Consider the following 14,176-nt stretch of genomic DNA (forward strand, 5'->3'; position numbering starts at 1 on the left):
CTTCCGGCGCGGGTGACGCCGGAATTCGCCCGCGTGCTGTCCTCCTGTGAAGGCAGCGAGACACCGGATGGCAGCTTGTGGCCGCGCAAGACCGCCGGCCTAGGGCCGGCGGCCCGGACGGTTGTCCCGGGCATGAATGCACCCTGAAAATATATCCGGAGGCAGGCTGGATATGCTTCTTAAAGCGGTGCAATCATCCGCCGCACGCAGAATGATCTTCCTTTAGAATGGCATTTATCTGAATTAACTTCCGTCGATGCTATGTCTACCCGAAATCGCCCACTGGACAACCAGGATCGGAAGATCATGCGCGAATTGCAGAAGAACGCGCGCCTGAGCAATGCCGAACTTGCTGAACTGGTCGGCATGTCGACTACGGCGTGCTGGAATCGCACGCGTCAACTGGAAGCCGAGGGGTATATCCGGGGCTATGTCGCCTTGCTCGATCAGCAGAAACTCGGCTTCGCCGACGTAGTGCTGCTCGAAGTCACGCTCAACCGTCACGACGACGATGCCCTCGCGCGCTTCGGCGCCGAACTGGCGATGTTGCCGGAAGTACTGGAAGCGTATCTGGTGTCGGGCGACTACGACTACCTGGTGAAAGTGGCGGTCGACGGCACGGCGGGCTACGAACGCTTTCTACGCGAGAAGCTCTACAAGATCGCCGGCATCCGCCACAGCCGCTCGATGTTTGCCCTCCGCTGCATGAAGAGCATTCCGTCGATCGCGATCTGATCAGGCGACGCCTGCCAGCTTCAACGCGTCGACGGTCATGTGCGCGCCGAGTGCGATCAGAACAATGCCCATCATCCAGCGCTGAGCCAGCAGAAATCCTGGACGACGCGAGAGGAACGTCGCCATGCTGCCGGAACAGATTGCCACCAGCCCGTTGACCGAAGCGAACGCCACAATCAGCAGTGAACCGAGCATGAGCGATTGCCTGAAAACGCTGCCGTCCTGATAGTCGATGAATTGCGGCAGGAGCGATAGAAAGATCATCGCGAGTTTGGGATTCAACAGGCTGGTGGTTGCCCCCATCGCCAGAAGCCGGCGCGGCCGTTCGCGCGGCAGATCACGGACCTCCAGCGGAGAACGGCCACCCGGCTTCACGGCCTGCCACGCGAGGTAGAACAGATACGCCGCCCCCACCGCACCCAGCACGCTGGCAGCATAAGGCACGCTCAGGAAAACCGCGGTGATGCCGAACGCCGCGCTGAACATATAGAAGAGATATCCCAGCATGACGCCCGCCAGCGATATCAGCCCGGCCGTGCGTCCCTGCGCGATCGAGCGCGACATGACGTAGACCATGTTCGGACCCGGTGTCACTGCAAGCATGCCGCCGACCGCCAGAAATCCGTAAATCGATACCGTACCGTGCATTGTCGCGGGCTCCCTTCAAGGACTCAGCATGAGTGGCACAGTATCGGCCGATAGGCATACGCCAGTAAAACGAATTAAACTGAACCCATTACTCAGATTTTCTGACGAATTTGAAAACGGCTCAAAGTGAAAAAACTCGATCTCGACGTGCTGGAAATGGTGGCGGCGGTCGCCGATACAGGTTCGTTCGCGGGAGGGGCGGCGTCCGTGCACCGGTCGCCGTCGGCGGTGAGCATGCAGATCAAAGCACTTGAAGATGCATTGGGGAAACCGCTCTTCGTGCGGAGCACCCGCAACGTCGCGATTACGGCCGAGGGCAAGACGCTTCTGGATTATGGCCGCCGGATGCTTGCCATGCGGGAGGAAGCGTGGGCTTCGGTGGTTCGCCCGGAGATGAAGGGCCGCGTCACGATCGGCGTGCCCGACGACTACGCTTCATCGTTGCTGCCTCCGGTTCTGCGAAAGTTCGCGGTTGCGCATCCCCGCGTGGAAATTCGCGTCATCGGTTTGCCCAGCAATGCGCTCGTTCCCTTGCTGAAAGACAATACGCTCGACCTGGCCTGCTTCACGAAAACGCGGGGCGTGGTGGGCGAATTTATTCGCTTCGAACCGATGGTATGGGCCGGATCGCCCGCAAGAAAAGTGTGGAAAGAGCGGCCGCTTCCCATTGCCGTTTTCGAACACGGCAGTACGGCACGCGCCTATGCCGTCAGCGCGCTTCAGCGTGAAAATATCAAGTATCGGATGTCCTACGAAAGCCCGAGTTTGCTTGGCCTGATCAGCATGGTCGAAGCCGGGCTCGCGATAGCGCCGCTGGCGCGATGCAGCGTACCGGCGCACCTTGTTCAGCTCTCGCAGAATGAAGGCTTGCCGCCCCTGAACGAACTCGAAGTGGTCCTTGCGCGCAGTGCCCGCTCGGCACGGCCGCCCTGCGATTTTCTCGCTGAACAGATTCTGTCTGAGTTGAGGATTTAAGCGGGACGACGCCGATTTCTCGACCGGGGGTGTTGCCGCTACGCCGGCGGCTGCCTGCCGCGCAGCGGAACGCCCAGTTCTTCAGTGCTTATGGTGCAGCCAGTCTTTGAGCGGATGGGCGTGCAACCAGCGGGAAACCGGCTGGTCGTTCAACCGGTCTTTGTGTTCGCGCCTGTAGCGCACCGCTGTAAAGATCACGAGACAGCACACCACGACGATTCCCACTACGAAACTCATCATCGATTCAGTCATGGCAACCTCCTTTGAGGCGAAACCATGCTTATATTTTAGGCGACTGGAGAAATAGCGACGTCTGCTTTCATTGCCCGATGACGATAGGAACCGCAACGCGTTCCAGCACAGTCATCGGACCCAGCCTTCTGATGATCTGCATCTGTGCTGTGTCGCGCACAAAGAGCGATCCCGCAAACCCAAGTGCATTCACCGAAATGCCCTCCACACGCTCCAGGATCCGTGGCACCAGCAGCATCCATTGCGGGGTGACCAGCAGGTTATACGGTGCCGACGGGTGCAGTTCACCATCCACTTCGATTGCGCGCAGGCCCACCGCGTCGAGCAATGCGTGGTAGCAATCGAGCGCTTCCTGTGCGGCTTGGCTTGATTCGGCAGGCGCGCGTTCCAGATAGGCGATGGCGTGCCGGAACGGCAGGGCGGGTACCCTGCCAATCCGACCTTCCACGCGTACGGACCCAAGAACGGACTCAATGGGAAGCGGCGGACCTGATTCCGCAAGCGGCAACGGCACGATCTGCAAATGCTTGTGGCGTTGACTCGCGCCCGCCTGCGCGCCGCCATTGTAGAAACCCACGCCATCGAACTCGGCCAGGCAGGTGAACCAGGCAGCAAAGTCCGCCAGATCGAGCAGCGTTTCCTGCGATCTGAAGCAACGGGTGACGATCAGAAGATGATGATCGATGACGTTGAATTTGTTGAGCAACGCGATGTGCGTGTCCGAGAGATCGGCCACAAAGAGGTCTGGATCATAAGGCAGGAACGGATTGACCGGGCTGCGCGTTGCCGCTCCATCGGTCTTAACCGTCTTGTTGTCTTTGGGCGCCTGGCGCGCCGCCTCCTTGCGAGCGAGGCTTGAAACCTGGCGAACGAGAAACGGTACGCCGTGGTCTTCGATCAGCGCCTGGGTGGTCTCGATCGGCCGCAACGCGCCACACCGCAGCGCATGCTCGGTCTGGTGCAGGATAGCCGGCCACAGGGTGCCGGCCTGGAGATGTGGATGTTCCACGATTCGTCTCGTTTCCGCGGCCTGCGGCTGCCTTCCCCAATCAAGCCTGGTACGAACCCGCCATCAGCGAAAGCGCGGGCCGCGGGATGGCGTCGTCGTCAGCCGCCGGCCTTCAACGCGTGCCAGGCAGCAGGATTCGCTCGTCTACCTGACGGATGTCGGTGTGGCCGCAAAAGGCCATGGTGATGTCCAGTTCCTTGTGGATGATCTCCAGGCACCGCGTGACGCCCGCCTCGCCCATCGCCCCCAGGCCGTAGAGGAAGCTGCGCCCGATCAGCGTGCCTTTCGCGCCGAGCGCAACCGCCTTCAGCACGTCCTGTCCGCTGCGAATGCCGCCGTCCATCCACACTTCAATGCGCGAGCCGACCTCGCGTGCGATTTCGGGCAGCGCCGCGATCGAAGAGGGCGCGCCGTCCAGTTGGCGTCCGCCATGATTGGAGACGATCAACGCGTCCGCGCCGCTGTCGGCGGCAAGGCGCGCATCTTCAGCATCGAGGATGCCTTTCAGAATGAGCTTGCCGCCCCACTGCTTCTTGACCCACTCGACGTCCGCCCAACTCAGTGTGGGATCGAACTGCTCGGCCGTCCACGAGCCCAGCGAGGACAGATCGCCCACGCCCTTCGCATGACCGACGATGTTGCCGAAGGTACGCCGCCGGGTGCCGAGCATGCCGAGACACCAGCGCGGCTTGGTCGCGAGATTGACGAGATTCGCGGGGGTCAGCCTGGGCGGCGCCGAGAGCCCGTTCTTGATGTCCTTGTGACGTTGCCCAAGAATCTGCAGATCCAGTGTCAACATCAAGGCGCTGCACCCTGCCGCGCGAGCGCGCTCGATCAGCCGCACAATGAAATCGCGGTCGCGCATCATATAAAGCTGGAACCAGAATGGTTTGGTGGTCTGGGCGGCAACGTCCTCGATCGAACAGATACTCATCGTGGACAAGGTGAACGGCACGCCGAACTTCTCGGCCGCGCGCGCCGCGAGGATTTCACCGTCGGCGTGCTGCATGCCGGTCAAACCGGTCGGCGCGATCGCCACCGGCATGGCGGCCGGCTGACCGATCATTTCCGTGTGCGTGCTGCGGCCGGCCATGTTGACTGCCACGCGCTGGCGCAGCTTCAGGCGCTGGAAATCGCTCTCATTGGCGCGGTAGGTACTTTCAGTCCACGAGCCACTGTCGGCGTAGTCGTAGAACATGCGCGGCACACGCCGTTGAGCGAGCACGCGTAAATCTTCGATGCAGGTGATGACGGGCACGATTTCTCTCTGCGCGGGGAACAAGGGAACGAGTGTACGTTGTGGAGACAGTCACCCGGTATTCCGGTAATTCCTTAGGACAATTCAGTCAGGCTTTATTTAAAGGCTTCTGGCAAGCCGCCAGCGCCGCGCCGGCCGCCAGCAGCAACGCGGAATAAACCAACCCGCGGGCGAGGCCTGCGCCATCCGAGACCCACCCGATCACCATCGGCCCGACGATCTGTCCGAACGCAAACACGATCGTGAATGCGCTAATGCCCTTGGCCCAGTGACTCACCGGTAAATTGTGGCGCACGAACGCCGTGGTCGACGCCACGGCCGAGAGAAACGTCGCGCCGAACAACACGCCGGAGACGAACGCCACCCAGGGTTGCGTGAACAACGCGGGCAGCAGCGTTGCCACCGCGAGCAACGCGTTGAGTATCGCGAGCGCATGCCCGCCACGCATCCGGTCGAGCAAACCGGACCACAGCCGCGCCGATACCACGGTCGCCACGCCGAGCAGCAGGTAGAAGCCGGTCACCACCGCCGCACTCATGCCCGCGTTGCGCAGCAGCGCGATGATGAACGTCATGTAGCCGATATAGCCGACACCGAACAGTCCATAGCCCGCCAGCGCGAGGCTGAAACGCGGCCAGCGCGGCGCTTCAGCGGTATCGGCAGCATGTGCGGCGGACGAGCCGGGCGCATGAACCTTGTCGATCTTCCTCGCGGCGCCGACGGCAATCGCGGCAAATGCCGCAGACGCCGCCGCGAGCGCAAACCACGCAAACTGCCAGCCATGCACGGCGTCGACAATCGTCAACGGCACCAGCACCGACGAGGCGACGATGCCCCAGCCGGTCCCGCCGTAATACAGACCGAGCACCAATCCCGCCTCGTGCGGTCTCGCGGATGCAAGCCGCGCCGCGAGCACGCCGCCGCTGATGAAAATCGCCGCGCTGCTCACGCCGGTAATTACACGCAACGCGAGCAGCGAATGTGTGTCGGCCAGCAAACCGCTGATCGCCATCAGAAGCGCAGTGGCCGCGCAGCCGGCGCCGAACAGTACACCGGCCGGCCAGCGGCGCGCGAGTTGCGGAAAGGCGAGCGCGCCCAGCAGATAGCCCAGCGCATTGGCGGTGTTCATCGCGCCAGCCTCGGCAAAGCTCCAGCCGAGGTCGAGTTTCATCGACGGCAACAGCAGCGCGTAGGCAAAACGGGCAAGGCCCAGCGCGATCGCGCTGCCTAACGACAGGCCAATGGCCAGCATCAAGGTAGGCAGGCGCTGCGCCGCTTCAATGGGGTGCGCGGTCGACGCGATGTCTCGAGTTTTTATTGACATTGGCTAGCGTGGGTAGACAAGGATGCGCAGGCTTGCTGCGGCATGTCGCCATCATAGCCGGGGGCGCCTCGCGCGGTTGACCGTTAGTTGCAAGTCTGCGTTCGACGTTCGGTTGCAAGCCCTCTGCACCACCCGCAGCATGTGCCCATCCACGATGCCTCGCTCTGTCCAATTCATTTTCTAAATGAGAATGATTTGCATTTACGTGAAAATTGGCTCATCATAGGCCCATACCATCAGCCGAACACCAAAATCATGAGCACGCTCGATATCGGCCGTCCTGCAACCGCCAGCGAACGCACAGCAACCGCGCCTCAGTCCGCCGCCAACGCGAAGGCGGCGGCCGCACTTGAAGTGCTGCTCTCGCGCCAATCTCATTGGCCGCTCACCGAGCCGGGACCGGCAGGCACCGAGCTCGATCTGATTTTCGACGCCGCCTTGCGCGCGCCCGATCACGGCAATCTGCGGCCGTGGCGCTTCGTGACGATCCGCAGCGACGCACGCGGCCAGCTCGGCGACGTGCTGGTCGACCTCGCCTGCGCCCGTTCGCCTGGCGAGCCGCGCTCGGCGCATGCGCATCGGCGCCAGAAGGCCTTTGCGGCGCCCCTCGTGATCGCGCTCGGCGCGGCGCTCTCGGACCATCCGAAAGTGCCCGAAACCGAGCAGTTGCTGGCGGTGGGCGCCGCCACGATGAACATGCTGAATGCGATCCACGCACTCGGCTACGGCGGCTTCTGGGCCACCGGACCGGACTGCTACGAACCCCGACTGCGCGAGGCGCTGGGCTTCGCGCCGAACGAGCAGCTAGTGGGATTCCTGTTTGTCGGCACGCCGAAAACGCCCGGCCAGGCACCGGCACGTCCGGCGCGCAGCGAGCACGTACGCGAATGGCTGCCGGTTGAGCGCGCAAAGACTTGAAGCACGCCCTGACGCAAATGCTGCGTCATCGCCTATCCGTCGCAAGCGACATGCGCTGGCCTGCGACGCGGCTCTCATCCGATCAGGCCGGCGCGACTCATAGGACCGTGTCCATTCAGGAGCATCGATGAACTTCCGCTCTCAATACAGCAGCCGTCCCGAACTGGTCGACGACCCCGTCGCGGACACCGCCGATGCGCCCGATCGCACGGTCCTCAGCGCAGTACGCACCTGGCTGCGGCCAGCGTGCGAAACGGCGCGCGGCGGCGTGCACTGGCGCGACATCCTGAGCGGCGTAGGCCTGCGGCAGGACGGCATCGAACATTTCGATCTGCTGATGCGGTCGCTGATGCACGTGTCCTATCGCCCGCTCGACATGCGATGCCGCTGCGCCAGCGATCTCGGCAAGGACGAAGCCGTGATTCTGCAAACCATCGCGCTGCTGCAAAAAACCCACAGCGGCGCGGCCTTGCGCATGCTGAACGAATGGCTGCCGGCGCCGGCTGTCAGTGGGGTGTTGAAGCTGATTCGCTGGTTCGCCATCGATCTGCTCGATGCGGGAGTCGAACTCGACGTGCAAGCGCGCCGCGTCACGTATATGCATTGAGGGCCCAAGCGTATGCCGATGGAACTCGCTTATCGCCCGTCCTCGCATGGACGCGACAGCATCGAGCCGCAGACGGCGGATCGCGCCAACGTCCCGCGCGCCGATCAATCTGCACGAAGCACCCGCGCTGTTGTCCATGCCGTCGCGCCGGAATTCGTCGCGCGTCCGCTGACGCGTCACTATCCGGCCGGCGTCGCCGCACCACGCGCGGGTGAGTTGCAGGTGTGGCGGTTTCGTTGCGAGTGGCTACCGGTGCCGGTCCAGGAAGGCGAAACGTGGCTCTCGAAAGTCGAGCGCGAACGTGCACGGCTTCATCCGAACTCGCCGCTGCGCAAACGCTTTATCAGCGCGCGCGTGGTGACGCGCTGGATCGTCGCGAATCTGTTCGACTGCGAGCCGCAAGCCGTCGATTTGCAGGACGACGGCAACGAAAAACTGCGCGCGCGCCATCCGCATGACGGTCGAGGCATCACGATCGATATCGCGTACGCCGGCATCTGGATCGTGATCGGTCTTGCATCGGCCACGCTCGGTCTGAGCGTCGTCGTCCCCTCGCCTGGCGCCACGCCCGACGATACGCCGGAAGGCTCACGCCGACGCGCGCGTTACGGGAGCTTGTGCAATGCGTTGCGCTATGCGCCCGTCGATATCGACCTGGATCTGCTGTCGAGCGATACCGCCGTCGGCGCGTTCGATCTGGCGGAACATGGCCGCTGGCATGTGCTCGATTTACCGATGTCGGGGAAGATTTGCGCGGCAGTTGCACTCGCGCAGCCCGTCACGCATGTGCAGGCGATTGGATGGCCGAAAGCGATGGTGTTTGGCGAACCCGGCAACTAGACGTGTCTGGCGCCACGCGCGCCTTGTATTACGCGAACGTTTTCGTCGACCACGCCACGCAGGCGACATAGCCTTCCGGCGCCGCGATCCAGCGCGCGGCAAGCTCGCGCATGTCGTCGGGAATCTGCTTGCGTAGCGTCACTTGAAGGCCGTCGCGCGGCAGCACCGTGAGATGCTGCAAGCCACGCGTGATGCCCACGCCCGTTGTTTTGACGAGCGCTTCTTTTGCGACCCACGCGTCGTAAAACGCACTGATCTGCTGTGCCGCGTCCAACTGCTCGATCCATGCCGCCTCGCTCGCGTCGAGCGTCAGCGATACGATCGAACGCCAATCGAAGGTATTGCTGCATTGTTCGATATCGACGCCGACACGCCGACGCGGCGATATCGCGATCAGTCCGTGCGCACCCGCATGCGAGACGTTGAAGTCGCAGGCGTCGGAATCGGCGAGACATGGACGGCGGTTTTCATCGAGTTTGAATCGGACGGCGTGTGCCGTCATGCCGAGATGTCGCGCGAGTTGCTCGCGCAACGCCACACGCACGGTGGCAAAACGCAGCACGTCTTCGTGGCGATGAAAGTTGCCGGCTCGCGTGCGTTCGTCGTTGCTCAGCGCGGCGAACGCGGCATCTTCCAACGATGCTTTGAAAGCGAAATCGACCCGCCACAACGAAACGTCGGATGGGCCTTCATGCGGTAGTGGAACAGGTTCGATTGAATACATCGCGAGGATTCGGACGTTGGACGCGCACAAGCACGAGACTTTACGCGACTCTACCCGATATGACGTTCAAACCGGCGCCATCCGCCTGAACGGCGCCTCGCAAGGGACGCCCTTAGACACGCTTCATTTCCTTAGGTACGCCGGGCAGCAACGCTACGCCGCTGACGAACAACAGCGCGGTCAGCAGATACAGCGCGTTATCCATGCTGCCGGTGTGCGTCTTGATCAGACCGATCACCCACGGGCTGACAATCCCGCTCGTAATGCCGATGCTGCTGATCAGCGCAATCCCGGCGGCCGCAGCCGCGCCGGACAGATAGCCCGACGGCACGGTCCAGAAAATCGGCAACGCGGCGAAGATCAGTACGGCAGCCACCGAGAGAATCGCGAGCATCGCCGGAAAGCTGCTCAGATGGAGTGTCAGAAGCGAGAGCGCGATACCGCCGCCGATCGTGCAAACCGCGAAGTGCCGGCGTCGTTCGCCACGGCGGTCCGAGTGACGCGCAATCAGAATCAGGCCTACCGCGCCGACGGCATTCGGAATCACGGTGTACAGGCTGATCGCCAGCACATCGTGAACGCCGAAGTCGCGAATCATCAACGGCATCCAGAAATTCAGCGTCAGCGACGCACAGGTGAGCGAGAAGTAGATGAACGCAAACAGGTACACGCGAGGATTGCGCAGCGCTTGCATGACAGAACGCGATGAATGTGCGTCCGAATGTGCGTCGAATGCCGCGCGGCGATCTTCATCGCGCTGCGCGATCAGTTGCGCCTTTTCAGCAGCGGTGAGCCAGCTTGCCTGCTGCGGGCCGTCGAGCAGATAAAACGCGGCGAGCAAGCCCAGCACGATGGCCGGCGCCCCTTCGATCACGAACATCCACTGCCAGCCGAACAGCCCCATCACGCCGCCCATATCGCGCATGATCCAGCCGGACACCAGGCCGCCGAGCACACCCGCCACCGCGACGCCCGCGAAGAAAATCGACAGAACGGCCGCGCGCCGCCGTGCCGGGTACCAGTAGGTCAGATACAGCACGATGCCGGGAAAGAAACCCGCTTCGAACACGCCGAGCATGAAACGCAGCACGTAAAAGTGCATGGGCTTCGACACCAGCATCATGCCGACCGACGCGATGCCCCACAGCAGCATGATCCGCGTGAACGTTCGGCGCGCGCCGAAACGCGCCAGCAACATGTTGCTCGGCACCTCGCACAGCACGTAGCCGATGTAAAAAACCGCCGCCCCCAAACCGTACATGGCGTCGCTGAAACCGAGGTCGTGCTTCATCTGCAATTGCGCGAAGCCGATATTGATGCGGTCGAGAAACGACACCACGTAACACAGGAATAGAAACGGAATAATCCGCATCGAGACCTTGCGATACAGCACGTCGTCTTGCACAGCAGCGGATGCGCCCGGCGCGAGCGTGGGGGCGAGGGATTGGCTCATCGATTATCTCCAAACGTGAGGGTCCAACGGACCCGCTGGGTCCGGCGTCTTGATGCGCCGCGTTGTCTGTTTTCTATGGGAACGGAACGGCATGCGGCGCTATAGGTACGCCGCTCGCCATGGTGAATTGCGCGTGGCTCGAACGGCCACGCGCGTACTGCGTTTTTTATTACTGCTGCTTACCGTAACTGCTGTTCAGGCAGCCAGTGAATGTGCCTGTGCGCCTTGCAGCGAAACGTCAACCACGCCTTCACGTGCGTGCCGCATCGCTTCAAGCAGTGTCAAGTGATCGCCGATATGGTTGGCCAGCAACAGGATCAGTTGCGCATTCGCCGACTGACTCTGCGCGTCGTCCAGATCGCGATGCATGTCGATCAGCGCCTCGTAGAAATCGTCGGGGCGGGCGAGATTGGGTTGCGTGTTCAATGCCATGACTGTCTCCTGCTATTTTCTTTTGCCGATGCGCTGCGTGCGCCCCGCTTCAGGCCGTGCCTTCCACGCACAATGCCCGCTTCAATGCGCCGTGTACAAAACTCACATCGAGTTGCCGACGACGCGCGCAAACGTGTTGATCGGGGCGGATCAGATAGAACGTGCCGGGTTGGCCGTCATAACGTGCGGCGACAAGCCCATCGACGTCATGCACCACCTTGACATCCGAAGCCAACGCGACCTGCGCATCGCCACTCGTCACCACGACGAGCTTCAGCGGAACCGGCCCGCTTCGCAATGCGTCCAGCGCAGCTTGCGTCGACTGATCCATGCCTTGCGGGCCACAGAACAGCACGCCCGTAAATTGCTGGCCGAGTTGCTGTAACAGCCATGCAGGTTGCCCGTCTGCGTGGACCGGTGCATCGACGCACGATGCGCCCGGCACCATCGCACCTTCAAAGCTTTCGCTATCCGGTGTATTCAGCGGAGAATCACGCAGCACCGCCGGCACGGACAGTCGCCCGCTATTCGTCAACTGCCGCGCGAACGGATGATGCCGTGCGAGCTTCAGCACCGCATCGCGGAACACGCGGCTCACGGGGCTCTTCGGCGTGATGAAATCGGTCGAGCGCGTGGAATTACGGATGTTTTCATCCGCGGCGAATTCGCGCTCGCTTGCATAGGTGTCGAGTAGCGTATCGGACGCTTTACCGTCGAGCACCATCGCCAGTTTCCATGCGAGGTTCTCCGCATCCTGCACGCCGCTATTCGCGCCGCGCGCGCCGAACGGCGACACGCCATGCGCGGAATCACCCGCGAACAACACGTTGCCGTGCCGAAACCGGTCCATGCGCAAACACGAAAACGTATAGACGCTGACCCATTCCAGCTCGAACTTCGCATCCGGTCCGAGCAACGCGCGCACACGCGGAATCACCCGCTCCGGCGTTTTCTCAAGCACCGGATCGGCGTCCCAGCCCAACTGAAAATCGATTCGCCACACGTTGTCCGGCTGACGATGCAACAGCACCGATTGATTCGGATGGAATGGCGGATCGAACCAGAACCAGCGTTCAGTCGGAAACTCCGCTTCCATCTTCACGTCGGCGATCAGAAAACGGTCCTTGAAGGTGACACCCTTGCTGTCGAGTCCCATCAGATTACGCATCGGACTGCGCGAACCGTCGGCGGCCACCACATAGCGGCCGCATAACGGGTACTGGCCATCAGGTGTGTCGATCGTCAGCGTTACGCTGGCGTCCTGCGTACCTGGCGTGCCGCTCTGCTGCACGCCGACCACCTTGCTCTTCCAGCGAATCTCGAGATTCGGCATCTCCTGCGCGCGTTCGAGCAGAAAGCCTTCGACGTAGTACTGCTGCAGATTGATGAACGCGGGCCGATGGTGACCCGCCTCCGGCTGCAGATTGAACGTGTACACCAGTTCATCTTCCAGGAACACCTTGCCGACATTCCAGCTAATGCCCTTGTCCACCATGCGCTGCCCGCAGCCGAGCCGGTCGAAGATATCGAGCGACCGCTTCGAAAAGCAGATCGCCCGCGAACCGGTGGACAACGAGCAATCGTCGTCGACCAGCACGACCGGCACGCCCTGCTGCGCGATATCGATCGCGGTAGCGAGGCCTACCGGCCCCGCGCCGACCACAATCACGGGATAACGCGCCTGCTCCGCGCCGCTTTGCTCGCGGCACGGCCGATACTCGAACGACAGCGTCTGGTAGTTGATGCTCATCTTGTGTCTCCGTCCTTCTCTGCTCTGCTTGACGCGTTCCGGCGTTTCTATGCGGTGGTCAGATTTTCAATCAGGCTTGCAGCGCGTCCCACATTTCCTTGTCGCGTTGCGCGGTCCAGATGCGCGGATGCGTGATGCCGCTCGCTTCGTCGAACGCACGCGAAACGTCGAACGGCAGGCAATGCTCATAGATGAACACGTGGCCGAACTTCGGGTCCATTGCCTTGCGCGTATGCGCCATTGCGGCTTTCAGATCGAGCTTCTGTTCGACGGCTTCGCGGCCTTGCTGGAGCAGCGTGGTCACGAAGTCTTTCGTGTAATCGAGGCCCTTGTTGACGTCTTCCGGCGTGGTCAATGCAGGACCGCGGCCCGGCACCAGTTTCTCGGCCTTCAGCGCGCGCAGCGCTTCGAGCGTGGCCGGCCATTGTTCCAGTTGAGCGTCGCCGCAATAGCAGGCTGCGTCGTATTCAACCAGGTCGCCGGAGAACAGCACCTTCTGCGACGGCAGCCACACCACCGTATCGCCCTTCGTATGACCCGCGCCCAGATGCGCGATACGCACTTCCAGCTTGCCGAGGAACAGCGTCATTTCTTTTTCGAACACCAGCGTCGGCCACGTCAGGCCCGGCACGGTTTCGACGCCGGCGAACAGACGCGGGAAGCGTTCGATTTCCGACTTCATGTCCGCTTCGCCGCGCTCGACGATCATCTCGTAGGTGCCGCGGCTCGCGATCACTTCCTGCGCACCCTCTTCGAAATACGCCGACGCACCCAGCACGCGCACCGCGTGGTAGTGCGACAGCACGACGTATTTGATCGGTTTGTCGGTGACGCTGCGAATCTTCGCGATGAGGTCTTGCGCCATGGCCGGCGTGGCGGTGGTGTCGACGATCAGCACGCCGTCGTCGCCGATGATCACGCCCGAGTTCGGATCGCCTTCAGCGGTGTACGCGTAAGCGTTCTCGGACAGCTTGGTCCACGTGACTTTCTTGACTTCCAGGTCGGCCTGGGATGCGAATGCCTTTGCCATGCTTGTCTCCCTCAAAAGTGGAATGTGAGGCGAGACGGCCGGCTGCGCGTACGGATTTCAGATGCGCGGGCTGACGGTATTGGGGGTTGTCTCGCCCCGTTTTGACTCTGTGACTGCACCGGTATGTCGGGGTGAATGCATCTTATGGCCGCGCCAGTTTATTTGTCAATAGCGAAATGTATCGCTATACGCAAATCTCAGAGCGTCTAAGATAAGGACAG

The 14,176-nt window shown here is 62.0% G+C and carries 15 protein-coding genes; 5 read left to right on the forward strand and 10 right to left on the reverse strand.

Annotation, left to right across the window (positions count from 1 at the left end):
• The first annotated feature begins 261 nt into the window (after positions 1-261).
• Positions 262-735, forward strand: a complete 474-nt coding sequence (locus HWX91_RS24105) for an Lrp/AsnC family transcriptional regulator (protein ID WP_028195090.1) — start codon at positions 262-264, stop codon at positions 733-735.
• Here the strand turns inward: HWX91_RS24105 and HWX91_RS24110 are convergent, their stop codons facing one another.
• Positions 736-1,383, reverse strand: a complete 648-nt coding sequence (locus tag HWX91_RS24110; RefSeq protein ID WP_028195091.1) for a LysE family translocator — start codon at positions 1,381-1,383, stop codon at positions 736-738.
• 126 nt (positions 1,384-1,509) lie between these two features.
• Here HWX91_RS24110 and HWX91_RS24115 point away from each other — a divergent pair, with 126 nt between their 5' ends.
• Positions 1,510-2,358 (forward strand): LysR substrate-binding domain-containing protein, encoded by an 849-nt coding sequence (locus HWX91_RS24115; RefSeq protein WP_028195092.1) that lies wholly within the window; start codon positions 1,510-1,512, stop codon positions 2,356-2,358.
• A gap of 81 nt (positions 2,359-2,439) precedes the next feature.
• Here the strand turns inward: HWX91_RS24115 and HWX91_RS24120 are convergent, their stop codons facing one another.
• The 4 genes from HWX91_RS24120 to HWX91_RS24135 form a co-directional block, all read right to left on the reverse strand.
• Positions 2,440-2,610, reverse strand: a complete 171-nt coding sequence (locus tag HWX91_RS24120; RefSeq protein WP_167440635.1) for a hypothetical protein — start codon at positions 2,608-2,610, stop codon at positions 2,440-2,442.
• Positions 2,611-2,677: 67 nt separating this feature from the next.
• Positions 2,678-3,619 carry an ATP adenylyltransferase family protein gene (locus HWX91_RS24125; protein ID WP_028195093.1) on the reverse strand — a complete coding sequence of 314 codons (942 nt, stop codon included), beginning with the start codon at positions 3,617-3,619 and terminating at the stop codon, positions 2,678-2,680.
• 112 nt (positions 3,620-3,731) lie between these two features.
• Positions 3,732-4,877, reverse strand: coding sequence for an alpha-hydroxy acid oxidase (locus HWX91_RS24130; RefSeq protein ID WP_028195094.1), 1,146 nt, complete (start codon positions 4,875-4,877; stop codon positions 3,732-3,734).
• Positions 4,878-4,965: 88 nt separating this feature from the next.
• A complete protein-coding gene (locus tag HWX91_RS24135) occupies positions 4,966-6,201 on the reverse strand; it encodes a YbfB/YjiJ family MFS transporter (protein WP_028195095.1) in 1,236 nt (411 codons plus the stop codon).
• Positions 6,202-6,456: 255 nt separating this feature from the next.
• Between HWX91_RS24135 and HWX91_RS24140 the strand changes: the two genes are divergently transcribed.
• The 3 genes from HWX91_RS24140 to HWX91_RS24150 all read left to right on the forward strand — a co-directional run bounded on the left by HWX91_RS24140 (position 6,457) and on the right by HWX91_RS24150 (position 8,566).
• Complete coding sequence (locus HWX91_RS24140) at positions 6,457-7,119, forward strand: nitroreductase family protein (RefSeq protein WP_028195096.1); 663 nt, start codon at positions 6,457-6,459, stop codon at positions 7,117-7,119.
• 127 nt (positions 7,120-7,246) lie between these two features.
• Complete coding sequence (locus tag HWX91_RS24145; RefSeq protein WP_028195097.1) at positions 7,247-7,726, forward strand: hypothetical protein; 480 nt, start codon at positions 7,247-7,249, stop codon at positions 7,724-7,726.
• An 18-nt stretch (positions 7,727-7,744) separates the two neighbouring features.
• A complete protein-coding gene (locus HWX91_RS24150; protein WP_244144130.1) occupies positions 7,745-8,566 on the forward strand; it encodes a 4'-phosphopantetheinyl transferase family protein in 822 nt (273 codons plus the stop codon).
• A gap of 28 nt (positions 8,567-8,594) precedes the next feature.
• Here the strand turns inward: HWX91_RS24150 and HWX91_RS24155 are convergent, their stop codons facing one another.
• The 5 genes from HWX91_RS24155 to HWX91_RS24175 all read right to left on the reverse strand — a co-directional run bounded on the left by HWX91_RS24155 (position 8,595) and on the right by HWX91_RS24175 (position 13,955).
• Positions 8,595-9,290 carry a 4'-phosphopantetheinyl transferase family protein gene (locus HWX91_RS24155; protein ID WP_028195099.1) on the reverse strand — a complete coding sequence of 232 codons (696 nt, stop codon included), beginning with the start codon at positions 9,288-9,290 and terminating at the stop codon, positions 8,595-8,597.
• Positions 9,291-9,402: 112 nt separating this feature from the next.
• On the reverse strand, positions 9,403-10,743 hold the full coding sequence (locus HWX91_RS24160) for an MFS transporter (protein WP_028195100.1): 1,341 nt from the start codon (positions 10,741-10,743) through the stop codon (positions 9,403-9,405).
• Positions 10,744-10,938: 195 nt separating this feature from the next.
• Positions 10,939-11,175: a DUF2783 domain-containing protein gene (locus tag HWX91_RS24165; protein ID WP_028195101.1), complete on the reverse strand. Its 237-nt coding sequence runs from the start codon at positions 11,173-11,175 to the stop codon at positions 10,939-10,941.
• A 49-nt stretch (positions 11,176-11,224) separates the two neighbouring features.
• Complete coding sequence (locus tag HWX91_RS24170) at positions 11,225-12,925, reverse strand: FAD-dependent oxidoreductase (protein WP_028195102.1); 1,701 nt, start codon at positions 12,923-12,925, stop codon at positions 11,225-11,227.
• A 70-nt stretch (positions 12,926-12,995) separates the two neighbouring features.
• The gene (locus HWX91_RS24175) at positions 12,996-13,955 is read right to left on the reverse strand and encodes an MBL fold metallo-hydrolase (protein WP_028195103.1); all 960 of its coding nucleotides are present in this window, start codon (positions 13,953-13,955) and stop codon (positions 12,996-12,998) included.
• Between the last annotated feature and the right edge of the window lie 221 nt (positions 13,956-14,176).

The organism is Paraburkholderia fungorum (assembly GCF_902833645.1).
Taxonomy (GTDB): domain Bacteria; phylum Pseudomonadota; class Gammaproteobacteria; order Burkholderiales; family Burkholderiaceae; genus Paraburkholderia; species Paraburkholderia fungorum.

Excerpts from the sequence above, each read along its gene's own strand:
- HWX91_RS24145 (WP_028195097.1), top strand. The coding sequence starts at position 7,247 with ATGAACTTCCGCTCTCAATACAGCAGCCGTCCCGAACTGGTCGACGAC.
- HWX91_RS24165 (WP_028195101.1), bottom strand. The coding sequence starts at position 11,175 with ATGGCATTGAACACGCAACCCAATCTCGCCCGCCCCGACGATTTCTAC.
- HWX91_RS24120 (WP_167440635.1), bottom strand. The coding sequence starts at position 2,610 with ATGACTGAATCGATGATGAGTTTCGTAGTGGGAATCGTCGTGGTGTGC.
- HWX91_RS24170 (WP_028195102.1), bottom strand. The coding sequence starts at position 12,925 with ATGAGCATCAACTACCAGACGCTGTCGTTCGAGTATCGGCCGTGCCGC.
- HWX91_RS24135 (WP_028195095.1), bottom strand. The coding sequence starts at position 6,201 with ATGTCAATAAAAACTCGAGACATCGCGTCGACCGCGCACCCCATTGAA.
- HWX91_RS24150 (WP_244144130.1), top strand. The coding sequence starts at position 7,745 with ATGGAACTCGCTTATCGCCCGTCCTCGCATGGACGCGACAGCATCGAG.
- HWX91_RS24160 (WP_028195100.1), bottom strand. The coding sequence starts at position 10,743 with ATGAGCCAATCCCTCGCCCCCACGCTCGCGCCGGGCGCATCCGCTGCT.
- HWX91_RS24105 (WP_028195090.1), top strand. The coding sequence starts at position 262 with ATGTCTACCCGAAATCGCCCACTGGACAACCAGGATCGGAAGATCATG.
- HWX91_RS24140 (WP_028195096.1), top strand. The coding sequence starts at position 6,457 with ATGAGCACGCTCGATATCGGCCGTCCTGCAACCGCCAGCGAACGCACA.
- HWX91_RS24110 (WP_028195091.1), bottom strand. The coding sequence starts at position 1,383 with ATGCACGGTACGGTATCGATTTACGGATTTCTGGCGGTCGGCGGCATG.
- HWX91_RS24155 (WP_028195099.1), bottom strand. The coding sequence starts at position 9,290 with ATGTATTCAATCGAACCTGTTCCACTACCGCATGAAGGCCCATCCGAC.
- HWX91_RS24175 (WP_028195103.1), bottom strand. The coding sequence starts at position 13,955 with ATGGCAAAGGCATTCGCATCCCAGGCCGACCTGGAAGTCAAGAAAGTC.